Here is a 24,180-nt window from a genome sequence, read left to right as displayed (position 1 = left end):
TACGAGGGCAGGGCAATGGATGCGATCGCAGTGGTGTTGGCTAGCCTATTGGCCCTAGGGTCCCCGGTGGGGGTTGTGGTCGACAAATTGGCGGCGGATGCCATTCGAGATCAACTGGTGGCTGCAGAAGCGCTGCAGGTGCGGGTGGATAATGCCTCGACTTTGCAGCTGCTGAATGGCCGCTTGGAGCGGGTGCGGATTGCGGGCCAAGGTCTGTATCCGGTGGCGGATTTCCGCATCAATCGATTTGCATTGGAGAGCGATCCCATCGATGTGAGTATAGGGGCATTGCGTCGGGGAGAGATTGCACTGGATCGGCCCCTGCAGGCCGCCATGCATCTGGAATTGCGAGAAGCAGATCTCAATCAGTTCTTACAGTCGGCGTGGCTGCAGCAGCAACTGCAGGCGTTGGAATTTGCTCTGCCGGGGCAAACTGCTCGCGAGGCTAATCGTTACGAGTTCACGAATCCTCGCTTGGCCCTCCTTCCGGATAACCGCCTGCAGTTGGCTCTGGATCTGCAGGATACGGTTTCTGCGGATACCTTGCCCATTGAGCTGGAGGTGGGGGTTGCGATCGCATCGGGCCACCAGCTGCAATTGCTCGATCCTGTCCTCACTGTGGATGGGCAAGTGGTTCCGGCGCAAGTATTGCGCTCGTTGCTAGGGGGGATGCAATCTCGGCTGAGTCTACGCCAATTAGAAGACTCAGGCATAGGGATGCGGGTACTGCAGTTTGCCATCCAAGACAACAGTCTGGACATAGTCATGTTTGTCAAAGTAGAACCATCGTCTCCTTGGTTAATGGAGTAGGTCGGTGAGCGAAGGGCAGAGAACGGAGAGCCAGGAACCAACGTGGGTCAACCGTAGGGCAAGGCGCTGGCCGTCATCACTCTTCCTTGACCCAGATGTAACGGTTCAGAAGGATTGAAGAAGAAGTTGTGCAGAGGAGGTTGATGACCAAATTGCTTTTGTTGTTTACCCATGGGACGGCCGTCATGATGAAAGCCAGTACTCTGTATGAGTCAGTATGAGAGTCAGTATGATTAGGATATCGGTTGAGTGGGAATGTCTTCATGGTCAGTTCCCCTGGATGCTGAAAGAGTCAGGATGGCTACAGCATTTCCTTGCTGGGTGAGGTATAACTTACCTCCTGATATCAAGGAGTTTCATGGTCATCCGTGTGCCTCACTAGCTTCAAAAACGCTGTATGCAGATTCTTCACGGTACCTGGATTCCGGATGCGAAGCCTGAGTTTATTCAATCGGGTGCATTTTACCTGTGGATCGCTTCGAGTTTGAGTACTGGCAGGTGGACTGTTACCCCACCTTAACCGCCGCCAAAACCAGTAATTATAGCCAGTCTGTGGTCAATAATGTGGTGCCTCTGCTGAATGATGTGCACTTCATCGCCATGCACCATCTCAGCGACATCCAGATGGGGGCCGACCTACTGTTTTGGTTTCATGTCACCCAGGCCTGGAAGCGCATTATCTTTCAAGATCAATACATTCCAGCCCTAAAATATCGGCAGCTACAAGCTCCCAAAGCTGCAAAAGCTAAGCGCAAAACCAAGTCCGACGCAGTGGGTACGTTTCAGATTTATCCCGGTTGGGAGTTTATCGGTGAAGCCTATGAAACCACCCTGCAGCAGTATGTGGACTATATGCCGCTGATGTGTGCGGCGGGCTTCGCAGCGCCCCCAGACACGCCACAAGTTTATGATCGCCTCTCCCTGCTGCGTCACTTTTCTGACTGTTTGCTGACCGATATCATCACCCACACCTACGCCACCCAGGGCTACGAAAAAACCATTGCGGATTCAGTGATTTACGCCTGCCTGAAACAATCCAGCGGTGGCACCTATTGGACGACAGCAGACCGGCTAGAGCAGTTCAAACAGTGGCAGGCCTGGCGCGATCGCATCGTCCGCACCCAGACCGACCAGCCTTTTTACCTCTATTTTCATCTGCAAGACCCGGTTAAGCCCGAGGAACCCTGGCAACTCCAGTTTCAGGTGGCCCCCAAGCATGATCCGTCTCTGAAAGTCTCCCTGGAGGACTACTGGCGCATGCGCCCCAAACAGCAGAACCAGGTGAAAGCTCAGCTGGGGGGTGAGTTCGAGCAAAACCTACTGCTGAACCTGGGCTATGCCGCCCGCATCTATCCTGACCTGTGGCAGGGACTGGAGACGGACCAGCCCGTCGGCATTACTCTGGCTCTGGACGCCGCCTTCAATTTCCTGAAGGAATCGGCCTGGGTGCTGGAGAACGCCGGGTACAAGGTGATCGTCCCCGCCTGGTGGACTCCCAAGGGACGCAAGCGCGCCAAGGTCCGCCTCAAGGCCCAGGGCAAATCCCTCGGGGGCAATACCAAAGCCAAAAGCTATTTTTCCTTCGAGACCCTGGTGCAGTACCAGTACGAGCTGGCCATTGGCGGGGAACGGGTGACCGAGCAGGAGTGGAACCAGTTAGTCAATGCCAAGACCCCCTTGGTTAAGTTTCGCGGCCAGTGGATGGAGCTGGACCAGGACAAAATGCGGCAGATGCTGGAGTTTTGGCAGACCCAGCAGGCGGAGAATCCGGAAATGAGCCTGATGGACTTCATCAAGCTGACGGCGGAGGGAGATGGCGACGAGCTCGAGGTCGAGTGCGATCGCAACGATGCCCTGGCCGAGATGCTGGAGAAGCTCAGTAACAAGGGTCAGCTGCAGCCGGTGGACGATCCTGAAACCTTCCAGGGCAACCTACGGGAATACCAGAAGCGGGGCGTTTCCTGGTTGCAATACCTGGAGCAGTTGGGTCTCAACGGCTGTCTGGCCGATGATATGGGATTGGGGAAAACCGTGCAGGTGATCGCCCGCCTGCTGCAGGAGCGGGAACAGGCTCAGGCGGAGCAGGGGCAAAGAATCCCTCCCACCCTGCTAGTTGCTCCTACTTCTGTCATCGGCAACTGGTTTCACGAAATCCACAAGTTTGCCCCGGAGATTCGGGCGGTGGTGCATCATGGTAGCGATCGGGCCAAGGAATCCAAGCACTTCAAACAACTCTGCCGGGACCACGACATCGTGATTACCTCCTTCGCCTTGGCCCGTAAGGATGCCAAGCTGTTCAACGGCATCGAGTGGCACCGGATTGTGCTGGACGAGGCCCAGAACATCAAAAATCCCAAGGCAGCGTTGACCAAGGCCATCCTTAAATTCTCCTCACCCCATCGGCTGGCCCTCACCGGCACCCCCATCGAAAATCGACTCATGGACCTGTGGTCTATCTTCAACTTTTTGAATCCGGGCTATTTGGGTACCCAGGCCCAGTTTCGTCGCGGTTTTGAGCTGCCGATCCAGAAAGACAATAGCCCCCGGCAGTCTGCCACTCTCAAGAAGCTAGTGGAACCCTTCATTCTGCGGCGGGTGAAGACGGATCAGTCCATCATCAAAGACCTGCCCGATAAGGTGGAGCAAAAACTCTTCTGCAACTTAACCAAAGAACAGGCCTCCCTCTACGAAGCCGTGGTGAAGGACGTGGAAGAGCAGTTGCAGGGCAGCGAAGGTATCCAACGTAAGGGCTTGATCCTCAGCACTTTAATGAAGCTGAAGCAGGTTTGCAACCATCCCATGCAGTTTCTACAAGACGGTAGCGACTTTACGGCGGCCCGCTCCCACAAGCTCACCCGCCTCACCGAGATGGTGGAAGAAGCCATGGCTGAGGAGGAAAGCCTGCTGATTTTTACCCAGTTCACCGAGCTGGGAGCCGCCCTGGAAAAGTACCTGCGCCACACCTGCCACTTCAACACCTACTACTTACACGGCGGCACCTCCCGGAAAAAGCGGGAAGCCATGATCACCCAGTTTCAGGATCCGGAGACGGAACCCTCGGCCTTTGTGCTGTCCCTGAAAGCGGGGGGTGTGGGCATCACCCTCACTAAAGCTAACCGCGTCTTTCACTTCGACCGCTGGTGGAACCCCTCGGTGGAGGATCAGGCCACCGACCGCGCCTTCCGCATCGGCCAGAAGAAGAATGTGTTTGTGCATAAGTTTGTGGCCATCGGTACCCTGGAGGAACGCGTCGACCAGATGATCGAAGACAAGAAAAAGCTGGCTGGTGCGATCGTCGGCTCCGATGAATCCTGGCTGACGGAGCTGGATAACGATGCTTTCCGGGAACTGATTTCCCTCAATAAACGCGCCATTATGGAATAACGAGGTGAATTCAGGTATCTCTACCACACGATAGCCTGTATGTACTACAGCTAAAATATGCGGAAACTTTCCGGCTATCCAACCAAATCTGGATAATATGCGGAAACTTTTTTAGGTAGATATGCAGAAAGTTTCTTGCGATCCACCCTAAGAGGGGGAATATGCGGAAACTTTCTGTCTAATAACTTTGTTAGGCGTTCAACTTGCCTCATATAATGGAATTCCTAGACACATGAAAGCTAAGTATGGCATCTCAAGTAGCTGAAAATCTTCTCTTCTCTCAGTTCTCCTCAAAAGGGTTTGAAGTTATCTCTGATATTCTTAGCTCTCTTTTCACTATATCAAAGACTGAGCTTACTGAGCTTTACACAAGATTGAACGATGACTTTGACAATGATCATCCTTCTCCAATTTTTGTTGATCGAGCTTTTTTCACAAGTATGGATGAAGGTTTTCGAGCAATATATGCACAATCTCCTGTAATTGCTGTTGACTTACCAAGCATTCTTGAGTTAGACAATGGGGACATCAATAAACCAACTGTCGTCATTCTTGGACAAGATCCCAAAAATGATCATGATTTTGAGAATATTATTGTTGGAACTCCTTATGCATTACATTCGAAGGAATGCCGTATAAAACATACGAAGCGATATTTTGAAATGGTCTTCGTATTGCTCAGCTTGGGCTATAGAGTGTATTTGACCGACATATTTAAAGTATGGGTTTGCGACCCTACCAGTCCCTATTCAAGATGCAAGTTGCCGCGAATAGATCAAGAGAGATTCTTTCGTATTTTGGAATTAGAATTCCAGGCCGTAAAGCCTGTTGCATTAATAACATGGGGTAATGAAGCCGCTAACAGCTTATCTGCTGTCAATATAGAAGTTCCTCACCTCAGGTTTCTTCATCCTGGCAGAGCAGCAAATGGAGCATGGAAAAGGCTAATAGGTAAATCTCCTACTGATGCCAACAAGCTTGAATACTGGAGGACAAGGATTTTTGAATCACTGTCTGGCTTAGGAGCGATCGAAAGTTGATTTTCAACAGAAACTTAAGGTTGGCAAACAGATGAATGAGACAGAACTTATTTCTAGATTCATAAAAATTAACTCGCTTGAGAGCGAAAAAGAATTTCCGTCTGTAAGATATCTTGGCCGCATCCACATGAGCCAGCATCTGATTGGCAAGTGGTCACTGTGTTGCCATCCGAATCTTTGCCGGAAGCAATTGCTTCCAAAGTCCAAGAAATTTTGCAAGACAAACAATACTTTCGATTTTGTCAAGAGTGTCAACAGCGTCAGCCCTGCGGTTGGATGCATAATGATGATGTCTGCCAAGGTTGTGCTGAAAAAAATCACGGCGTCGTCTATTAGCGGAGAGCACTGTTATGACCGTCACATTAGATCTCCCTTCGGATCTAGAGCGGGAACTAGCCAATGAGGCATCAGAGCTTAAGCTCCCTTTAGCAGAGTATATTCTGCGCGTCCTTGCCTTCCGCCCTTTTCTCCAACATCCTCCTCAAACAGGATTAGAACTCGTGGCTTACTGGGAAAGCATTGGAGTAGTAGGTTCCCGACCTGACATTACGGATAGTCAGGAATACGCACGCATATTGCGTAACCAAGCCGAAAATCGAGAGCGGGCTTAGGGAAGAATGTACCTCGTTGATACTGATGTCATGATTGACATCCAGCGGAGTTACGCGCCTGCACTCGCGTGGTTTGCCTCTGTCTCAAAACTACCGAGCATTCCTGGGTTTGTCGTAATGGAATTGATTCAGGACGCTCAGAACAAGCAGCAGGTTCGTACAGTTCTACAAATGGTGGCTCCGTTGCAAATCGTTTGGCCTACCGAGACGGATTGCGCCCGTGCTCTGTCTGATTTCACCGCCTATCATCTGTCCCATCAGGTCGGCCTAATTGATGCCTTGATTGCGGCTTGTGCCGTTGGGCGCAATGCAACTCTCTGTACTTTTAACGTGAAGCACTACCGAATCATTCCGGGCTTAAGTCTGGAGCAACCGTATAGTCGTTGAAACCGCCTAACCCTTCGTTGGTGCGGGCGGTATAGAGGTTATCGGTGGGAGTTCAAGGTTATCTACCGCCGCACAACTTCACCGTTAACTGAATGCATCCTGAGCGATCGCACATCAGAATCGCAGTCAGGCGAATCCGATAAGATCAAACCTGATGCGCTTAACCTGTGAGGCTCCTTCCCATGACTGCACCCTTGCAGCAACCCTCCGGTCTGTACGATCAGGACTATGTACTCTGGCTTGAAGCCACGGTAGATCTGCTGCGGCAAGGCAAGCTAGAACAGATCGATATTCCCAGCTTGATTGAAGAGCTTGAAGACATGGGGCGGAGCGAGAAACGGGCATTAGAAAGCAATCTGGAAGTGCTCTTGAGGCACCTGCTGAAGTACCAGTATCAGCCAGAACGACGCTCCAACAGCTGGCGATTTACCATTCTGGAGCAGCGCGATCGCATCGAACGCCTCTTTCGTGACAGCCCCAGCCTCAAACCTTACTATGAGTCTGTCTTTGCAGACTGCTACGCCCGCGCCCGCAGAAAAGCTGCCGTCGAAACCGGGCTGTCTATCGAGGTCTTTCCCGAGAATGCTCCCTTTACCCCTGCAGAAACCCTGAATCCCGATTTTCTCCCTGCAATCTAAACTTCGGTCGGGTAGGCAACACCCTTTCAGGCTTCTTCAGCTCAGTACAAATCCTCTGACTTACCCACCGCTGATGCCAAAACCGCTGCATTGCACCGCTTCCTAATAATGGGAAAAAGTTTGCACTGTCTACCGATGGCAATTGACCTGCAGCAATGTCGCGACAACTTCCGCCAACGAACCGCCAATCAGCGGGCAGCGCGGGAAGCGTTGCGATCGCAGGTCCATGAAGCGATCGTTGCAGCTATTCTTGAGGTTGTTCCGGCCTATCCTGCAATCACTCAGATCTATCTGTTTGGCTCCATTACCCAGCCCGGACAATTTCGCCACCATTCCGACATTGACATTGCCGTAGCGGGCACTGATGCCGCCACTTACTTTGCCCTCTGGCGTGATTTAGAAACTGCCTACCCCAACCAGGCGATTGACCTGCGAGAAATTAACCAGCCCTGCCACTTTGCCGATATCGTTCGCCAGACCGGAGAACTGATCTATGAATCCACAGGCAGCCCTGCTCAAGGCGAACATTGATGCTGACGTCAGAGAAATTGAGTCCCTGTACGAACGACTGGCGAATTATGCCGCTGCCCTGACAACGACCGAGCAAGCAATTTTGGCTGGCTACTATACTAACCAAACGGGCAATGGTCAAAGAGTAGAGATTCTTAATGATGCTAGGCTTTCTGCAATCCTTCTCCCCAGCTTTTTCCCATGAATCCCCTACTTATAGAAAAACTGAACGCCCATCCCGAACTACTGTCTGACCAGACCGATCAGCAATACACCATTACGGGGGTCAGCTGGCAGGCTTACGAAGCGCTGCTCTCTGACCTGGGAGACGATTTCCCCGGACTGAGGGTTCACTATCTGGATGGGACACTAGAGATTACCATGCCCGGTCGTCGGCACGAAGTTTTGAAAGATAACATCGCGGGCTTGCTGAGGGCCTACTTCGAAGAAACCCGTACCCGCTTTTATGGTCTTGGGTCCACCACCTTTACAGTTGAAGCTAAACGACGCGGAGCCGAGCCGGATGTGTCGTTTTGCATTGGTACCAATAAGGAATTGCCAGACATTGCCATCGAAGTGGTGCACACCAGTGGCAGCATCAATAAGCTCGACGTTTATCAGGGCTTGAGTGTGGCAGAGGTATGGTTCTGGCAAGGTCAGCAATTTAGGGTCTATCACCTGCTAGAGGAAGGGTACAAGCGGTGCGATCGCAGCCAATTTCTCCCTGATTTGGACCTCACCCTGCTGGCTACCTACGTTCAATACCCGGAACCGCTAGATGCGGTCGTAGAATTTCGGCAAGCCCTGGGCGAAACAAGGTGATTGGGTCTCCTAATATTGATGGAACAACCATTTTGCTTGCATCTCGATGCTTTGAAACCGTTCGCGGAGTATGACTGATGAGCCAGTTTAGCCGCACCTGGTGGGGACAGAAGTTTATCGCAGCCATGGAGGAACTGACCGACTCCGGGCGCCTCAGTCGGGGACGATCCTATGCCAGGGGCAAAAAGGTCAAAAGCTTCGGCATTAAAGACGGCATTGTTTCCGCCCAGGTGCGTGGGTCTGTGAATCCCTACTTTGGGGTGTACGAAGAACCCCTCTACACGACGACGATCGAGTTTCAGCCGATCAGCGCGGCTCAGTGGTCCGATGCGATCGCACACATTGCCGCCAAAGCCAGCCTGATCTCCCGCCTGCTGCTGAACGAAATTCCTGACACCATCGAAGACACCTTCAAGCAACTGAATCTGCACCTGCTGCCCGCCAGCCGCAAGGACTTCGATGCCCACTGCTCCTGCCCTGACTGGAGCAACCCCTGCAAGCACATCGCCGGGGTCTACTATCTAGTGGCGGCTGAGCTCGACCGCGATCCCTTCCTGTTGTTTGAACTGCGAGGGCTGTCGCGGCAAAACCTACTCCAGGAACTGGCGAAATCTCCCTTAGGGCAAGCGCTGTCGGCCGAACTCCAGCTTGAGAAAAAGCCTCCCCGACCGATGGGGTCCTACTACCCACCGCTCCGTACCACGGCAGCCGACAGTTGCACCAATCTGCGAGATTTTTGGCAAGGCGCCAAGCGGCTACCGCAAACCATGGACCCTTGCTATCCTAGCCCGGTATCTGGCATCGCCGTTAAGAAACAGGGAGATTTCCCGGCCTTCTGGGAACGGGACAACTCCTTTATTGAAGCCATGGAAACCCTCTACGACACGGTCAGAGCCAAGGCACAACTGTAGGGTAGCCACTCATAGATGCACCAGCACGGGGCCAGCTACGGGGATAGAGGGCACGAAAGGAGATAGCAGGCCCTGGCAAATTGCATAAGATCAGTAATGATGCATGGCACTGTGATGGTATGACTGCGCTTTCTAGCCTTGGGGCCCCAGCTGAAATTCTGCAACAGCAGCGGGCATTTTTTGCCACCGGAGCAACAAAATCCCTGACGTTCCGGGCAGAGCAACTGAAACGTCTGAAAGCAGCAGTGCTGCAGCGGCAAACGGAGATTGTGGCGGCCACCAAAGCCGATCTGGGACGCCCTGAGTATGAGGGCTATTTTGAACTGGGCGTCCTCAATGAATTGACCTACATCCTCAAACGCTTCCGCAGGTGGGCTCAGCCAAGACGGGTTGGCTTGCCCCTGACTCAATGGCCCGGGTCAGCCTGGGTGCAACCGGAACCCCTAGGCACGGTGCTGATCATTGGGCCGTGGAACTATCCATTTCAGCTGCTAATATCGCCGCTGATGGGAGCAATGGCGGCGGGTAATTGTGCCATTCTCAAGCCTTCGGAACTAGCCCCTGCCACCTCCAGGGTGATCGCTCAGTTAGTCAACGACACCTTCGAGCCCCACTACATCGCCGCCGTGGAAGGAGGGGTTGAAACTGCTCAGGCCCTCCTGGCTCAGAAGGTTGACCATATCTTTTTTACCGGCGGTACCCGAGTGGGGAAAATTGTCATGGAAGCTGCCGCTAAGCAGCTAACGCCGGTCACGTTAGAACTAGGTGGCAAAAGCCCCTGCATCGTCGACCAAGATGTCGATATTGGTGTGACTGCCAAACGAATTATCTGGGGCAAGTACGTCAACGCCGGACAAACCTGCATCGCCCCAGACTATCTGTTGGTGCACGAGGCCATTAAGCCGGCGCTCATGACCGCCCTGCAACAAACCCTGCGAACATTCTTTGGGGAAGATCCGGCTGCAAGCCCTGACCTGGCGCGAATCGTGAACGATCGGCAGTTTGACCGGTTGACTCGCCTGCTGGCAGGAGACGCGATCGCCATTGGGGGTGACACCGACCGCGACACCCGCTACATTGCCCCCACAATCCTTGACAACGTCAGTTGGGATGCTGCCATCATGCAGGACGAAATTTTTGGGCCAATTCTGCCGGTGTTGACGTTTCAGGACATAGAGACGGCGATCTCGCAGATTAATGCTCGTCCCAAACCCTTGGCGTTGTACCTGTTTACCCGCAATCAGGCCCTCCAGGACCACGTACTGGCCAATACCTCTTCTGGCGGTGCTTGCCTGAATGATGTATTTTTGCAAGTCGCTATCTGGGGACTGCCCTTTGGTGGTGTCGGTGACAGCGGCATCGGTGCCTATCACGGCAAAGCCAGTTTTGAGACCTTTTCTCACCAGAAGAGTGTGCTGAAGAAGCCATTCTGGTTTGATCTCGCCTGGCGATACGCGCCCTACGCCGGTAAACTCAATGTTTTCAAGAAGATTATCAACGCGTCCTGATAGGGCATCTTAGGGCTTGCAGCGTCAGCAAAGTGGATCGAGACCCCAAGCCCCACGGCTAGGAAGCTCACCGCAAACTGAAATCCACAATGGATAGCCCCTGTGGCTCCGTACAAGTTCGCTGGCAGCCATGACCGCAATTGCCTGGCAGACTGGCTAAGAGTTGCTTCGCCAATGAGCTCTTCACGGCTAGGTTCCAAGATTGAATGAAGATTGCAAGGACCCCTACCTTCCCAGTGCTGTTCTAGATACTTTTAAGGAGGTTAGGGGGTATAGCGACTACCACGACGTGTGTGGTGACGAGCCATCAGATTTTAGCGGGAGTTTAGCGAGGTACAGGACAGGATGCTGTATTTCATCGCGGTGTGGAGCTTACTAGGGGGTGTGAGCTGGCTGATGGGCACGGCCTTACTGCATGGGTGGCGGGCTGACTGTTTCGATCGGGTCGGTGATCGCGCCATGGTGGCTCTATGGTTGGGAATTGGCCTGCTGTCGCAGGGGTTGTTGTTGCTGTCGCTGGGCCTACCGCTATCGCCCATGGTGGGGGCAGGCGTTGCGATCGCATCCCTGCTCTTGCTGGCCTGGGCACCCGTTCGCGCCGACCTAAGCAAACTCTGGCGGCAGGTGTCTTGGCCGCTGGTGGTGGCGACGATCGCGTGGGTGGCAGTGGTGGCAACCTACATGACTCGACGAGTGACCTGGTATGATACCGGACTCTATCACTATGGGGCGATTCGCTGGCTATCGGACTATGGTGCCGTCCCTGGCTTGGCCCTGCTGATGGAAAACTTTGGCTTTACCTCCGCCTGGTTTGCCCTGGCGGCTCCGCTGAATGCCGCCCCGATCGCATCCCAGGTGAGTGCCATCACCAACGGGCTCGCTTTGCTGCTCGCAACCGGGCAGGGGCTGATGGGGCTGCGACGCTGGCTCACCGGTCGGGCCCGCTTCCCCGACAAATTCATGGTGATCTTTTTAGGGTTGGTGTTGCCTGCCATGACCCTGACGTCGTTTTTATCCGCGATTCTGCTGTCTCCGTCCCCCGATATTCCGGTGATTTTTCTGACTGGGATGGTGGCTTGGAGCCTCCTCGTGGTGGCTAATCAGCCGCCATTGCCATCAGGATCTGCTACACCATCGGGGTGGGATGCCACTTTGATTCCGCTGATCCTGGCGACGGCAGCCGTTTCCATCAAGCTGTCAGCCCTACCATTACTCCCAGTAGCACTGCTGTTTTATTGGAGGCAGCGTCCATGGACGCTGCGGCGATTACTCGTCGGCGGAGTACTGGCTGCAGGGCTGATGGTGCCCTTCATGGCCTTTGGGATCATCACGTCAGGTTGTCCCTTTTATCCCTCCGCTGCCCTCTGCTTAGAGGTGCCCTGGCGGCTCTCGGCGGCCCAAGCGGATGCGGCGGCAGAGGTGATCCGAATCTGGGATAATGCTTTTGGGACGCCCCCCGCCGAGACCAACTCATTGTTGTGGCGGTTGTGGCAGTGGCTGCAGTTTGCCCGCCTCAATGTGGTGATGTTGGTGCTGTTAGTTGTGTCTATCTTAGTTGTGTCTATCGCGGGTAGGGGGGGCACGTTTGGGGTTGCCCGCCAGCACAAGCTTGCCGGCACTCCCTGGCTGTTTGGCCTCAGTCTGCTGGGAATGCTATTTATTCTGCTGCGGGCGCCGATGATACGCTTCGGCCTCGGTTACTTCGTCATGACCCCAGCCGTTGCGATCGCACTGTTGAGACCGTTCGCCGTCAGCCGAAGTCATGGCCGCTTGCCTCAGGGGGTTTCCGGCCAAACCTTGCATAATCTCATCTTCCTGGCCTTTTGGGCCGGCTTCGGGGTAGTGGGTGCCCTGCACCTGCTACGGTCAGATATGCCTGCGCGCTGGCTGTTACCACCAGCTATGCCAACAACCGACGTTGAAGTCAGACAATCCTACGACGTTAACTATGTCTCCCCCAACAATGATCGGGGACAGTGTTGGGATGCCCCACTGCCCTGTGCTCCCGGCGATAAAGCTATCCGTCTACGCAACCCAGCTCAGGGCATTGACGCTGGCTTCGTCCCAGCGGACCCCGCAGACTAAGCCAAGACACCTAGTGCTATCGATTACGAAGACGCCGCCGTAGCCGCTGGCGGCGAGGCTTGCTGGTGGCGTCGTTCCCAGAAGAATCCAGCCACATTGGCAACTTGGGATAGGAAAAGCAGCCCTGCAATTAGGCCAGCTCGCCAACTCAGTTCCCGAGACAGGGGATAGGTCAACAGACGAGTATAAAAAGACAAGGGCTCTACCCCCATAGCGTCGGCTTGGCGCTGGCTACGGATGTGGTGGAAGTAAAAGGCCCCGCGACCGTAGTTGAAGTGCTGGCGCCAAAAGGAGGCCAGGGTTAGGGTATGGGCGTGATGAGTTTCTACTTCGGGGGCGTAACACATGGGGAAGCCATGGTGTCGCCAGCGATCGCAAAACTCCCGATCTTCTCCGGCAGCCAGAGGAAAACTAGTATCAAAGCCTCCTAGAGTTTGATACTGATCTCGAGGAACGGCAAAATTATTCGAGGCAAAAAAGGTTGCCTCTCCCTGAGCTTGGTTGTAGTAATCGTAGAGATAATCGATCAGCAACTGGCTGGCCGTCGAGTAGGGGTTATGGGGCAGGGCATTAAGGGTATGGCCGCCGATGAGAGCCCCAGGGACCTTAGCAATGGCTGCTGCCAGGGCCATCAGCCAGTTAGGCTGGGGTTGGCAATCGTCGTCGGTGAAGACTAGGTAGGCACCCTGGGCAGCGGTCGCGCCAGTATTACGGGCACTGGCAGGACCAGCATTACGCTGGCGCATCAGTTGCAGACTCAAAGTAGACTCAAATTGTTTGATCACGGGAGTGAGGGGCTGCGGGCTACCATCATCCACCACAATCACTTCGAAACAAGTGCGAGGGTAGTCTAATTGGGTCAGGCTCTGCAGGCACTGCCGCAGGCGATCAGGCCGATTATAGGTGGGAATAATGATTGAAAATTCAAGAGGTTTGAATTCCATATGCCTCATGGAAACGAATAATAACTTAAAGTATTTTGTAATTTAATTTTGCTCTTGTTGAACTCGTTTGAGTAAGAGCATCCCGATACCCCGGATTCGCTCGAAGAACTTTGGCTCAAAACAATAAAGCGCTAGAATGTATGCTGTCAATCCTGCTGATGATACACATAGTATTTTTATGGCTAGATTAGATAGATCCTCGGTCAAGTTAGATATTAAAGTCATACAAAATATCATAACTAAGGTGCTGACAACTGACGGGATAAATTGCTTTAAATATTTGTTAAAGGAAACACTGATTAATTTACTGACAGCTAACTGACTAATAGGAAACATAATACAAGCACGGACTAAGTAAGCGATGGATACAGCAACAATTCCCCAGCGTACAGCCACAAAGAAACCGACAATATTCAATGTTGAACTAACTACGCCGAGCCGTAGCTTCCAGCTTGGTTTACCCATAGCCAAAAAAACTGAAGACTTAAAGTATGTAACTGATCGTAATGCTCCCACGATAGATAACACTTGTAAAACGGGTACAGATGGCAGCCATTGCTCCCCAAAAAGTAATGTAATAAATTCAGGAGAGAGTAGTGCTATACAACAGAAAGTAGGAAAAGCCAATGCGCTAGACAATTTAGTGGCACTACAGAAAGCAATTCGGCAGCGTTCCAAATTATTCTGTAGACGTGAGAATGTGGGAAGCGCTACCTGATTACTACTATTGATCAGTAAATTAGTCATTGCTGACAAGATGCGATAGGCTAGGCTGTAGTAACCCAAACTCGTAGGACCAAGATAGAAGCCAATCAAGAAATCATCAGCTCTGTTATTGATAAAGCCTAACAACCCAAATCCTAACTGATTTAATCCAAAGTTTAGTAGTTCTTGCCAATGTTCAACAGAAAAATTCAACTTGGGCTTCCAATCCACGGCATTCCAGAGAACAATTACACCAACTAATTCCTGAGTAAATTGCTGACCAACTAGGGCCCAGACTCCTAGACCGTTCAAGGCCATAATAATGCCAATGATGCCACCACCAACTATGCCAACTAAGTGACGCAAAGCGAGGGCTCTGAAAGCGAACTGGCGCTGAAGTTGGGCTTGGTGAACACTACAAAGAGAATTGATTAGTAATATGATAGAAAACCAGGAAAGCACCGAAGCAAGTTGTGGTTTTTGAAAGAGATTAGCTATCTGTGTTGAAGTTGCTAATCCGATCACCATTAATGCACTTCCTAGAGCTAAGCTAGTCCAAAATGCAGCATCGAGATGCTCAGATTTAAGTCCTTCTTTCTGCACGATAGCATCGGCAAAACCTTGGCTTAAAAAAACCTGCATGAATGCTAGAAAAACATTCGCAAGTGCGACTAATCCAAAAGCCTCTGGTGTTAGTAACCGTGCTAACAAAAAGAACACAGCTAGCGATCCAAACTGTGTTCCCCAACCCTGAATCAGTGACCAAATTGCCCCCTTAATAACCTGGGCTTTAAAGTTCATATTGCCTTACGTCTGTGTTTAAGTAAAGGATTGCAACTGAGATCTCTTTGAAAATAGGGTCTATTGAATATTTGTTCAAATAATCGGATAATACGATTTTGAGTTAGTTTGGTAATGAGAGTTCGACAACACGAATAGGGTGTAATTAGGGCTGAACCAGAAGCATTTGTTGGATTCACTAGCTCCGGTAATACCTGAGAATATTCTACAACCTGCTGCGCGGAGGCTAATGCCTGAGCTAATCTAGGAAAATTAAGAGCCCTGGCAAGTTCAACAATGAGATCAGACTGATGCTGGTTATATATTTGGCTTTTTTTGCCACAATAAAGTATTCCTAAATCAAGGTATTCCTCTAACTCGTTAGCCAGACGTATTAAAAGAGCACTTCGTTCAATTTTCTCCCACTTGTATGAGCACCTTTTGATAGTAGGAATTGTATTTGAGTTCCAGGCTAAAGCTGAATACGCAGTGATATATTGCTCGACTTGACTGCCAACTTCACGACACAACCACATTCGCTTAGTCGCTGTAATACCCGAACGCTTCCAACCACCAAAATCCCCAAAGTCATAGGCTGCATGCAATAAGCCTGCAGCCACCAATGGTGCTGATACACCTAGATGACCTAGAATACTTGCTGTGCCAACAAGGTGGGCAATAAACGATTTTCCTGATGCCCGAAAGCGACCTGAAAATAAAATCATGGCCGCTTGATAGGCACGGTTTATTAGTTTTAGATCGTGGCTACTATACCCTGCCCTCTGCAACTGTTGCCAAAGTTGCAGATTAGTTTGGGAAATAGCACTAAGCTTAAGCTGGCCATCAATCCACTCTGACTGTGAAGAAGTCATAATAATATCTAATGCTCTCCAGTCAAACTAAATCATTGACTCAGAAGACCCAGCCGAAACTATTGTCTTTGGAGCGGATCGTTGACGTCTTGCATAAACAGCTGTCAGATAAGGATTAAGGAATAAATGATCTAACTTGCCCAATACCCTAGCCAGGAAATGACTACCCCAATTCCAGTTAAAAAGGAGTTTCTTAGAGAGTGGATGAAATAGTGTTACATATCTACGCCAACCACGGCGACGATATCTTGTTTTAAAATAGCCGTCCTCTACGACATCCCACTTACGGTAGATATGATGCAAACTCTTAAGTTCCCAGTCATCACTCCAGCGCAGCATATAAAAGGGTATGTCACTCAGCTTTAAAGGTGGTCCAGGAACGTAGGTGACAATCGAGCTAGGTTCAAAATAAATGCTACCACCAGCCTCAGTCACGAGTAGGCAAAAATCGACATGCTCTCTGGTGTTCAACAACGCCTCATCCAAATAACCGATACGTTCAAAGATAGTTTTACGAATTAAAACACAGTGAAACTCAGCGATTTCAGTCTGAATACGTTGAAGGCGAGATATCAAGTCAATAACTTTCTTGCCCTGATTGTAGAGTTTCTCACGGAGCCTCCGCTTGCCAAATTTATCGATAATAATGCGAGCTTCTCCTCCTGTACAATGAATTTCTGTGTGTATGGGCTCATTTTGGCAAACTAGAGGACCAACTACATCTGCACCAGTCTTATCGGCACAGCTCACCATAGCATCTAGCCATCCATCTGAGACAACGACATCATTGTCTATAAAGACTAAGTATTCTGTTTGAACTCTGTATAAGCCAATGTTTCGAGCTGCATTTGGATGTAGATAGTTGTCAGTTCGAATTAACTCAAATTGTCTTTCATGTGCTTTTTTCTCCAAGTATTCTCGAATTGGTGTGGGTGAGTTTCCATCGACATAAATTAGTTTAAAGGGAACCTTCGTATGTTCAAAGATGCTTTCAAGTGATCGAGCTGTACAGCTAAAGCGTTCTCTTGGGACAACGACTAGAGTTACTTTTGGCATATCTGTTGTTAGCATTAGCCTGACCTACCTGCTCTTGTAAGCTATAAATTGATGGCAATTTAATTGCCATATTACTTTGTCGATTTCATGGATAAGAAGCTGCCACAGGCTGTCATCTTTGGCCACTATGATAAGACTATGCCCGTATTGAAGCACCTCCAAATCGAAGTCGAATTTTCTCAAGTGCGCTAATATAGCGAACCACTAGAAGAATCAATGATATATTCAGCTTTTCGTAAAAAGTTTTCAGCTGTTGGTTTCTAAAAGTGCTGATAGTAAAATGAACAGGTGGGACCAGATCATTTAGTAATAATCTCATGAACATTTTATTCTTGCCCAGCCAAGATGTTTGCTTCCCTAGAAAATAGTCATAAACTCCACCTGATGCTCGAATCGTGCGTTTTTGCAATTCTTGCCAAGAACTACGGGCAGGATGCTTCACTATGACATCATCCGCATATACCTGTTTGTATCCTGCCATAAACACTCGTCTTCCCCACTCAAAATCCCCAAAAGACTTGAGAGAGCTATTGAAGTTTCCAACCCGATAAATAACCTCCCTAAACGTAATCAAATTAGCGGTAGCACCCCCATTAAATTCTTTGAGGTGTTGCTCTTGAGGGAAGGCAGTTAGACTCTGATAAAGTTCAACCAATGTTGGCTTTTGAGGATCTCTGAAGAAGACTTCAATACGACCTACTACCATGCCACAGTCTGATTGACTGGTTAAGTGTTTTACACCTTTTTCTAGCCAATGAATATCGGGGATACAATCTGAATCAGTAAATGCAATAATATCACCTTTCGCTAGTAAAATCCCTTTGTTGCGAGCAGCATAAGAACTCGGAAACAACTCTTGGACTACAGTTGCTTGTTCAAAGCCTTCGACAATGTGTTGGACTTTTCCATAGTCTTCTGATCCGTTATCCACTACGATGATCTCATGGCGAGTTCGCTCATATGTCTGTTGACATAAAGCATCTAAACAAAGCTTGAGACGCTCTTGATCATTAAATACTGGAATGATCACTGAAACGAAAGGATAATTATCCATGGCGTTAATCTTCAGCAATTATCTTACTGAACAGATGGTAGCGGTTGCGAGTAAATACCTGGATTTTTAGTCTTCTGGAGCTTCACTTTAGACCACTCTTGATCGGTAAAGTTCTCGTGATAGGAACGCTCAACATTCACATTCCAGATGTCATGTTGTTCACCCAAAATATTTCTAGCAGCCAACAATGCCGTCAGCATGGAATGGTCTTGGTTGTTGTAGCGGTGCATGCCATTGCGTCCAACCGTTTGTAAATTCTCAAAAGATGTGAAGTAATCTTGTAATACCTGCAAATGTTGGCGGTACTCACTATCATAAACAGGATAAGCCTTACGCTGACGAATCACGCAACCATCTTCAACATCTCCAGGCTTAACTCCTAAGTCAAGCCGAACAATTTCTTTGGCGGCCAATTCAATTAATTGCCCATTAGACATCTCCCAGAGATCATCTCCCTGACTACAGAAGTATTCCATGCCTAAACAGGTTTTACTGGCATCGGGGACCATTTCCCGACTCCAATTCTTAAAGTTTTGAATGCGGCCTACTTTGAAGTCAGGACTATGAATATAGAGCCAGTTGTCAGGGAAAAGATGATCGCGATTGATAATAAGCGACACAATTAAGAAGTCACGATAATTTAGCCCTTGGGCTGCTGCTAGCACCTGATCAGGTGGTGATGGATATAGACGATGGGCTAACAGCGAGATGGGCATGGAATTAATAAAGTGATCTCCCGTCAACTCAAAAGTATTATCACCCCGTCGAGCAATTACCTTCGTCACCCGCTTCTTTTCCCGCTCAACCCGAACTACCTCTGTATTGAGATGAACTGGCGAACCATAGGTTTCCAGTAATTCTTGGCAGCGTTCCCACATCATGCCGGGACCTAGGCGAGGATAGTCAAACTTCTTAATCAGACTCTTGGCATCTTGATTACCGAACAAGGCGTTGAGCACGGCTTGTTTCAGAGACATATTGCGAATTCGCTGGGCAGCCCAATCGGCTCTAATTTGGTTGCAGGGAATGCCCCAAACCTTCTCCGTATAGGTTTTAAAGAAAATTCTGTAGAGCCGCTCTCCGAAACAGTCAATCACCCAATCTTCAAATGTCATTGCCTCTAAATCAGGGTGTAAGTATCGTCTTAGCTTAGCCTTTAAGTAACTGAATAGAATCAGGGTGCTGCTTAAGGGACCCAGATTCTTTAGGGTCTTAAACAAGGATAGGGGATAGTCATAAAACTTTCCGTCGTAGTAAATCCGAGATAACCGAGGAGCCTGAATGAAGTCATCGGACAAAATGTCCTTCCAAATTTCCTGGACTTCACTCACCTTGGTAAAAAAGCGGTGGCCACCGATATCAAAGCGATACCCTTTATAGGTTTCAGTTCGAGAAATACCACCAACCTTGTTGGCTTTCTCCAAGACAATAGATCGAACATTATGTCTCATTAATTCGTAACCCGCCGTCAGTCCAGCTGGGCCACCACCGATAATGACGACAGGTCGAGAATTTACCATGGATAGGCTCCGACTATTGGTATAATGTACTCGATAATTTTTCCATTAGTCTAGTACTCTGAGGCAGAAATAACGCCTCTATTAACTAGGGCAAAAAGACTGCATTTTCAGAATTTCCCTTTTCACTTTTTGCCCTCTTATCTCCACCTTGGCGGACTAGGCTTAGAAGCATCCCAACCTCCCAACTGGCTTAGATGAATAAACGCGGCTAATAATGTGTATCAATGTGCCATAGGCAAAGGCTGCTCCTCCATAGAGGAAGTAAAACCAGTGCCAGGGAATAACTTGCAAGGCAAATAGCAAACCTCGCTTACGGTAGAAAAATCGATAAATCTCTGCATTCATAACCAGTAGTCCTAGACTGAGACCCAGGGCAATGGCCAATAGCCAGGGATATAATCCGCTAGCAGCCACACTTCCTATAAGAGCAAACGCAAAAACCACACTGAATCGGTTGCTATGGCTTAAATTGAGGTCAGCATTAGCGCAACGCTCTCGTAGAATCAAGGTAGTCCAAGGGAGAGCCCGATAAAAAATCTCTGCTTTGATTAGCGATAGAGGTTCCCATTGCTTCAGGTGTTTAACCTGAATCTCTTTACAGAGGGCGATGGAATACCCTGCCCGTGTCAATCGATATCCCAACTCAATGTCTTCAATGCAAGGTTTGCGGTAGGTTTCATCAAATCCTCCCACTTGTAGGAAAACTGACCGCCGAATGGCGCCGCAGGCTCCCCAAAAGGTGGAGGCTATTTCTGAAGAGACTTGGTGGGTGTAGTGATGAAATAAGTTTTTGTATTGCGACAGGAAGTTATTGGCTCCAGGGGCATCATCATAGGACCCAATTAGGGCGTCCAGCTGGGGGTGCTGTCGAAACTGCTGTTCTACTAAATCTAAGGTGTTGGGGTGGAGCGTTACATCTGCATCAATAAAAAACACGATGTCCCCTTGAGCAGCTTGAGCACCAATGTTGCGAGCTTGGGCTGGTCCCCCTGGACGTTGTAATCGAAATACTTTGGTCCCAAATGCTTCTGCTACCTGCCACGAACCATCGGTATCACCATCAGATACCACAATCACCTCATCAGCAGGACGTCGGCTCAATGTGAGGCTGGCAAGGCATTCACGGAAGCTTGCCCCACCGTTATAGACGGGAATGACAATCGAGATAGTGAGTAATGACACAGACAGTATCGCTGATGAGTAAGCAGCTACAGCCCTATAGAGAATCCCTAGGACTGTAGAGTGTGTTTCGCAGGAATAAGTTCCTGCCTATTCCCATTGATTTTGGTGATCAGCAAGGCGGCTTAACCTGGTAGCAACCTTTGCGACCTGCTGGGTCAGGATATATGAACACCGGGACAGACTTTAGAGATATCAAACATGTTACCTAGTGCTAAAAGCAGGACATCATGTAGAATTCAGTGTTCCACTAGCAAGGTTGGACTGACAATCTCAGTCCCCCATCTTCACTAACTCCTTACCATAGGTATTAGTTTCTCTGGCGGTGATGAAATATGAATCGAGCAGACCCATATCCAGCCCTGGAGCGACATGCTTTTGATTACGGGTACGCCCCAGCGGGTGAGTAGGTGTATGATCCAACTTGGAAGTTTATGGACAGCGCATGAGTGGAACTGACGCTGCCGCGATGTTCTAAGTCGACTCGAAGCCTGCTACCTGCTTGCAGAACTCGTGAAAGATCTCACAGGCCACCGATAGCTCCAGGTGGTCAGAATCCGGTGGGCTTCCCAACTCAAGGCATCGGTGAGCAAAAAGCGGGGGTCACTTCAATCCCAGATCTGCCCGACTGACTTATTTTTGGCATGTTGAGCGCCTAGAGGCATTTCATGGAGATGTGCTAACAGGGTGAATGTAGAGAAAGAGCGAAGATAAAGGCTCGGAGGGTAGTTTTGTCAATGTCTTTCATAGGCCAGATAGGGTGAAGGCAGCCCAGTAGTAGGGATGACTATAGGGACACTCAGATGCCCTCATTGTAGAAGCAGTTTGCTGGTCAACCCTCAATCTATCCCGTTCGTCCATTTGCACGGTTCAGGCGCTGCTGAAAATCCATGCCTAAAATTTGCCTAAAAATCTACCCTCGCTTATCTACAATTAGCCACGACCATCAACAATACACAAAAGCATGCAGTCCTGAAAAGGCCTCCTGGCAAGGATTTCGATCACTCTAAAGAAGGCGACACCCGGATTCGAACCGGGGAATGGAGGTTTTGCAGACCTCTGCCTTACCGCTTGGCTATGTCGCCGCATCAGCTTCTGAGTATATCAAATTTAGCTGGCTTATAGGGCAATGATGGGTTCCCCCCCAGCCCCTGTCAATCGCTCTACCCGATAGAGTACAAGGGGTCCAACGGTAGTTATCTGGCTGCGATCTAGGCGATAACTTAGCAGGTTAGCCGCCTAGGCTTCGACGGGGAAGGGCTATGAAGCCTAAAAAAGTTGCAATCCTTTGCCCAAGGGTGGTTGCTATAACCAGGCAGTCTTTACCCTGAGGAAGGGTAACGCGAGGTTGAAGGGGATGAGAGATGCCTAAGTCATTGTCATGAACCGTTAGTGGAAGAGGCGAGTTATGGATAATATCTCCCATGGGGCGCTGTCTAATGGTGCGATCGCACTTGCCTACTTCATCATTCCCCTCACCCTGATCCCCCTGTTGCAGACAGCCCGCCGAGAAATTTGGTTGAATCTGCTGTTGGCAATTGCCTTTGTCTTCAGCTGCGGTGTTGGGCATGTTCTCAATGCCCTGCACATGTATAGCCCTCCGTGGCATTGGGTGACTGCAGCTGTCTCCTGGATGGCGGTCGTGGTGCTGCTGGGTAGTCGCAGCCGGCTACGCTATCTGGGAGATACCTTTCATCTGCTAGAAACCACCTGGGAAGGCTCCATCACCGGCAAAATTCTCTGTGAGCGTCACGGGAACGACTTGACGGTACTGAAGATCAACCCAGCCGCCGTGACCATTACCCAGAATCTACTGCAGGTGGGCGATGACCTCTGCGAGAAAATGCCTAGCCATCGGCAACAGGTCTATCCCTACAGAGTGCCACTCATCGATCTCTACTTCCAAACTCTGAACTCTGGCGAGTCTCAGCGGCTGGAGTTTTACTACGATGGCGAAATCTCTGGTTGGTATCTCACCATTGTCACGGCCCTCTCGCCCAACCTCCTTTACATGACGTTTTCAGAGATCAGCGGCTTCATCCACGACCCGCTGACAGGGCTGTACAATCGCCGCATTCTCGAGATGGACATCGATGGCTGGCAGGCCTGTGCCTATATCGACTTAGATCGGTTCAAGTTAATCAACGACCAGCGAGGCCATCAGCTCGGCGATCAATTGTTGGTGGCAGTTGCCGCCGTGCTGCAATCCCACATTCAACCCTATGATGGCATTGCCATTAGAGTCGGTGGCGACGAGTTTGTGCTGTTACTGTCGACCCTGGAAGCAGATGCGATCGCCGATCTCATCACCGCCGTATTGCAAGATATTCTGGCCATCGATATTCAAGGGGCTGGCATCAGTGCGTCCATCGGCATTGCCCAGATCCCCATTGACGCCTTCGGGAACGATACCCCCATTAACCGCCTGTTGCAGGCTGCCGAAACCGCCCTGCGGGAGGCCAAACGTAACCGGCACTCGGACCACCCCCAGCATCGCATTCGGGTCTGGGATATGGAGTTGGCCCAGCGACGGCTGCGTCAAATTACCCTAGAGGCCTATCTCTACCAGCGCAGCACTGAAGCCGAATTCTGGTTGGCCTATCAGCCGATCTGCCACATGGATACCGGAGAGATTATTGGGGCAGAGGCATTGATTCGGTGGGATTCTGCCCACCTGGGCTCCATCTCCCCCAGTGAATTCATTCCCGTGGCCGAAATGACCGGGTTGGTCCATCGTGTCAGTGATTGGGTCTTAAGTCATGCCCTAGAACAGCTGGCCATCTGGCAGCAAATGGCGCCAGAGTTCTCCTTGTCTATCAACATCAGCCCCTTCGAATTGGAAGATGACGACTTTATCGAACGGATGTCGCGACGGGTCTCGGAGGTGGGGATCAAGCGCAAACTGGTGGGCTTAGAAATCACCGAGCGCGGCATCTATCGTGACCTTGATCGCTATCTGCAAAGCCTCCAGGCCCTGAGAGAGATGTCGTTGCGATTGAAGGTCGATGATTTTGGCACCGGCCAATCGGGGTTGGCGCAGCTGCTGCAGTTTCGCTTTGATGATGTCAAGGTCGATCGCTATTTCATTCCTACCCATGCCGACGATCTGGAAAAGATGGCCATCTGCCAGGCAGTCTCGACCCTATCCCGAGGGATGCAATTTGGTCTAGTGGCCGAGGGCATTGAGCAGGACAGCCAGCGGGACCTGATGCTGGGTATGAACTACCAATATGGCCAGGGCTATTGGTTTGCCAGACCGATGACGGCTGCCCACATGACCAGTATCTTGCAGCAGCAAGGTCGACTGCCCCAGTAGGGATACTGCTTAACCTATCTGCTTAGGCAACTCCCGATCGACGGCGGG

At 50.4% G+C, this 24,180-nt stretch carries 21 protein-coding genes and 1 tRNA gene; 13 read left to right on the top strand and 9 right to left on the bottom strand.

All coding sequences use genetic code 11. The features are described 5' to 3' along the window. Positions 1–15: 15 nt before the first annotated feature. Positions 16–810: an LmeA family phospholipid-binding protein gene (locus XM38_RS16635; RefSeq protein ID WP_080806717.1), complete on the top strand. Its 795-nt coding sequence runs from the start codon at positions 16–18 to the stop codon at positions 808–810. Positions 811–857: 47 nt separating this feature from the next. Here the strand turns inward: XM38_RS16635 and XM38_RS27855 are convergent, their stop codons facing one another. Then, on the bottom strand, positions 858–983 hold the full coding sequence (locus XM38_RS27855; protein ID WP_256995658.1) for a hypothetical protein: 126 nt from the start codon (positions 981–983) through the stop codon (positions 858–860). A 295-nt stretch (positions 984–1,278) separates the two neighbouring features. On the opposite strand from XM38_RS27855, the gene XM38_RS16630 reads away from it, so the two are divergent. From XM38_RS16630 to XM38_RS16580, 11 genes are all read left to right on the top strand, one after another. Continuing rightward, positions 1,279–4,194 (top strand): DEAD/DEAH box helicase, encoded by a 2,916-nt coding sequence (locus tag XM38_RS16630; RefSeq protein WP_256995657.1) that lies wholly within the window; start codon positions 1,279–1,281, stop codon positions 4,192–4,194. A gap of 245 nt (positions 4,195–4,439) precedes the next feature. Next, complete coding sequence (locus XM38_RS16625) at positions 4,440–5,234, top strand: uracil-DNA glycosylase family protein (protein ID WP_080806718.1); 795 nt, start codon at positions 4,440–4,442, stop codon at positions 5,232–5,234. Between the two features lie 350 nt (positions 5,235–5,584). Further along, entirely contained in the window at positions 5,585–5,845 is a 261-nt protein-coding gene (locus XM38_RS16620) for a hypothetical protein (RefSeq protein WP_080806719.1), read from the top strand. A 6-nt stretch (positions 5,846–5,851) separates the two neighbouring features. Further along, on the top strand, positions 5,852–6,232 hold the full coding sequence (locus XM38_RS16615; protein WP_080806720.1) for a PIN domain-containing protein: 381 nt from the start codon (positions 5,852–5,854) through the stop codon (positions 6,230–6,232). A gap of 182 nt (positions 6,233–6,414) precedes the next feature. Further along, on the top strand, positions 6,415–6,870 hold the full coding sequence (locus XM38_RS16610) for a DUF29 domain-containing protein (RefSeq protein ID WP_080806722.1): 456 nt from the start codon (positions 6,415–6,417) through the stop codon (positions 6,868–6,870). A 135-nt stretch (positions 6,871–7,005) separates the two neighbouring features. Beyond that, the gene (locus tag XM38_RS16605; RefSeq protein WP_080806724.1) at positions 7,006–7,401 is read left to right on the top strand and encodes a nucleotidyltransferase domain-containing protein; all 396 of its coding nucleotides are present in this window, start codon (positions 7,006–7,008) and stop codon (positions 7,399–7,401) included. Beyond that, positions 7,364–7,585, top strand: coding sequence for a hypothetical protein (locus tag XM38_RS16600; RefSeq protein ID WP_080814184.1), 222 nt, complete (start codon positions 7,364–7,366; stop codon positions 7,583–7,585). The genes XM38_RS16605 and XM38_RS16600 overlap by 38 nt, the downstream gene beginning before the upstream one ends. Further along, positions 7,582–8,202, top strand: a complete 621-nt coding sequence (locus XM38_RS16595; RefSeq protein ID WP_080814186.1) for a Uma2 family endonuclease — start codon at positions 7,582–7,584, stop codon at positions 8,200–8,202. Before XM38_RS16600 ends, XM38_RS16595 begins: the two co-directional genes overlap by 4 nt. Before the next feature lie 77 nt (positions 8,203–8,279). Next, positions 8,280–9,113: an SWIM zinc finger family protein gene (locus tag XM38_RS16590; protein ID WP_080814188.1), complete on the top strand. Its 834-nt coding sequence runs from the start codon at positions 8,280–8,282 to the stop codon at positions 9,111–9,113. 119 nt (positions 9,114–9,232) lie between these two features. Next, a complete protein-coding gene (locus XM38_RS16585; protein WP_088430448.1) occupies positions 9,233–10,621 on the top strand; it encodes an aldehyde dehydrogenase in 1,389 nt (462 codons plus the stop codon). Between the two features lie 345 nt (positions 10,622–10,966). Further along, a complete protein-coding gene (locus XM38_RS16580; RefSeq protein WP_088430446.1) occupies positions 10,967–12,706 on the top strand; it encodes an LIC_10190 family membrane protein in 1,740 nt (579 codons plus the stop codon). 23 nt (positions 12,707–12,729) lie between these two features. Here XM38_RS16580 and XM38_RS16575 read toward each other — a convergent pair whose 3' ends face one another. The 8 genes from XM38_RS16575 to XM38_RS16540 form a co-directional block, all read right to left on the bottom strand. Further along, positions 12,730–13,650 carry a glycosyltransferase family 2 protein gene (locus tag XM38_RS16575; RefSeq protein ID WP_088430444.1) on the bottom strand — a complete coding sequence of 307 codons (921 nt, stop codon included), beginning with the start codon at positions 13,648–13,650 and terminating at the stop codon, positions 12,730–12,732. Positions 13,651–13,692: 42 nt separating this feature from the next. Continuing rightward, entirely contained in the window at positions 13,693–15,156 is a 1,464-nt protein-coding gene (locus XM38_RS16570) for a lipopolysaccharide biosynthesis protein (RefSeq protein ID WP_088430442.1), read from the bottom strand. Continuing rightward, entirely contained in the window at positions 15,153–16,007 is an 855-nt protein-coding gene (locus XM38_RS16565) for a DUF6817 domain-containing protein (RefSeq protein ID WP_080814201.1), read from the bottom strand. Before XM38_RS16565 ends, XM38_RS16570 begins: the two co-directional genes overlap by 4 nt. A gap of 27 nt (positions 16,008–16,034) precedes the next feature. Beyond that, a complete protein-coding gene (locus XM38_RS16560) occupies positions 16,035–17,078 on the bottom strand; it encodes a glycosyltransferase family 2 protein (RefSeq protein WP_187329441.1) in 1,044 nt (347 codons plus the stop codon). A 121-nt stretch (positions 17,079–17,199) separates the two neighbouring features. Then, entirely contained in the window at positions 17,200–18,117 is a 918-nt protein-coding gene (locus XM38_RS16555; protein ID WP_080814203.1) for a glycosyltransferase family 2 protein, read from the bottom strand. A 23-nt stretch (positions 18,118–18,140) separates the two neighbouring features. Then, positions 18,141–19,637, bottom strand: coding sequence for an NAD(P)/FAD-dependent oxidoreductase (locus tag XM38_RS16550; RefSeq protein WP_080812310.1), 1,497 nt, complete (start codon positions 19,635–19,637; stop codon positions 18,141–18,143). A 162-nt stretch (positions 19,638–19,799) separates the two neighbouring features. Beyond that, the gene (locus XM38_RS16545) at positions 19,800–20,828 is read right to left on the bottom strand and encodes a glycosyltransferase family 2 protein (protein WP_080812308.1); all 1,029 of its coding nucleotides are present in this window, start codon (positions 20,826–20,828) and stop codon (positions 19,800–19,802) included. Positions 20,829–21,829: 1,001 nt separating this feature from the next. Continuing rightward, positions 21,830–21,901: transfer RNA gene (locus XM38_RS16540), tRNA-Cys, on the bottom strand. A 323-nt stretch (positions 21,902–22,224) separates the two neighbouring features. Here XM38_RS16540 and XM38_RS16535 point away from each other — a divergent pair. Then, complete coding sequence (locus XM38_RS16535; protein WP_080812307.1) at positions 22,225–24,132, top strand: putative bifunctional diguanylate cyclase/phosphodiesterase; 1,908 nt, start codon at positions 22,225–22,227, stop codon at positions 24,130–24,132. Positions 24,133–24,180 lie beyond the last annotated feature (48 nt).

The sequence above is a fragment of the Halomicronema hongdechloris C2206 genome (genome assembly GCF_002075285.3).
GTDB classification, from domain to species: Bacteria; Cyanobacteriota; Cyanobacteriia; order Phormidesmidales; family Phormidesmidaceae; genus Halomicronema_B; species Halomicronema_B hongdechloris.
The sequence above is the reverse complement of the archived record's forward strand: the minus strand, read 5'-3'. Positions and strand labels throughout refer to the sequence as shown.

Excerpts from the sequence above, each read along its gene's own strand:
- XM38_RS16635 (WP_080806717.1), top strand. The coding sequence starts at position 16 with ATGGATGCGATCGCAGTGGTGTTGGCTAGCCTATTGGCCCTAGGGTCC.
- XM38_RS27855 (WP_256995658.1), bottom strand. The coding sequence starts at position 983 with ATGGGTAAACAACAAAAGCAATTTGGTCATCAACCTCCTCTGCACAAC.
- XM38_RS16625 (WP_080806718.1), top strand. The coding sequence starts at position 4,440 with ATGGCATCTCAAGTAGCTGAAAATCTTCTCTTCTCTCAGTTCTCCTCA.
- XM38_RS16620 (WP_080806719.1), top strand. The coding sequence starts at position 5,585 with ATGACCGTCACATTAGATCTCCCTTCGGATCTAGAGCGGGAACTAGCC.
- XM38_RS16615 (WP_080806720.1), top strand. The coding sequence starts at position 5,852 with ATGTACCTCGTTGATACTGATGTCATGATTGACATCCAGCGGAGTTAC.
- XM38_RS16610 (WP_080806722.1), top strand. The coding sequence starts at position 6,415 with ATGACTGCACCCTTGCAGCAACCCTCCGGTCTGTACGATCAGGACTAT.
- XM38_RS16605 (WP_080806724.1), top strand. The coding sequence starts at position 7,006 with ATGGCAATTGACCTGCAGCAATGTCGCGACAACTTCCGCCAACGAACC.
- XM38_RS16600 (WP_080814184.1), top strand. The coding sequence starts at position 7,364 with ATGAATCCACAGGCAGCCCTGCTCAAGGCGAACATTGATGCTGACGTC.
- XM38_RS16595 (WP_080814186.1), top strand. The coding sequence starts at position 7,582 with ATGAATCCCCTACTTATAGAAAAACTGAACGCCCATCCCGAACTACTG.
- XM38_RS16590 (WP_080814188.1), top strand. The coding sequence starts at position 8,280 with ATGAGCCAGTTTAGCCGCACCTGGTGGGGACAGAAGTTTATCGCAGCC.
- XM38_RS16585 (WP_088430448.1), top strand. The coding sequence starts at position 9,233 with ATGACTGCGCTTTCTAGCCTTGGGGCCCCAGCTGAAATTCTGCAACAG.
- XM38_RS16580 (WP_088430446.1), top strand. The coding sequence starts at position 10,967 with ATGCTGTATTTCATCGCGGTGTGGAGCTTACTAGGGGGTGTGAGCTGG.
- XM38_RS16575 (WP_088430444.1), bottom strand. The coding sequence starts at position 13,650 with ATGGAATTCAAACCTCTTGAATTTTCAATCATTATTCCCACCTATAAT.
- XM38_RS16570 (WP_088430442.1), bottom strand. The coding sequence starts at position 15,156 with ATGAACTTTAAAGCCCAGGTTATTAAGGGGGCAATTTGGTCACTGATT.
- XM38_RS16565 (WP_080814201.1), bottom strand. The coding sequence starts at position 16,007 with ATGACTTCTTCACAGTCAGAGTGGATTGATGGCCAGCTTAAGCTTAGT.
- XM38_RS16560 (WP_187329441.1), bottom strand. The coding sequence starts at position 17,078 with ATGCTAACAACAGATATGCCAAAAGTAACTCTAGTCGTTGTCCCAAGA.
- XM38_RS16555 (WP_080814203.1), bottom strand. The coding sequence starts at position 18,117 with ATGGATAATTATCCTTTCGTTTCAGTGATCATTCCAGTATTTAATGAT.
- XM38_RS16550 (WP_080812310.1), bottom strand. The coding sequence starts at position 19,637 with ATGGTAAATTCTCGACCTGTCGTCATTATCGGTGGTGGCCCAGCTGGA.
- XM38_RS16535 (WP_080812307.1), top strand. The coding sequence starts at position 22,225 with ATGGATAATATCTCCCATGGGGCGCTGTCTAATGGTGCGATCGCACTT.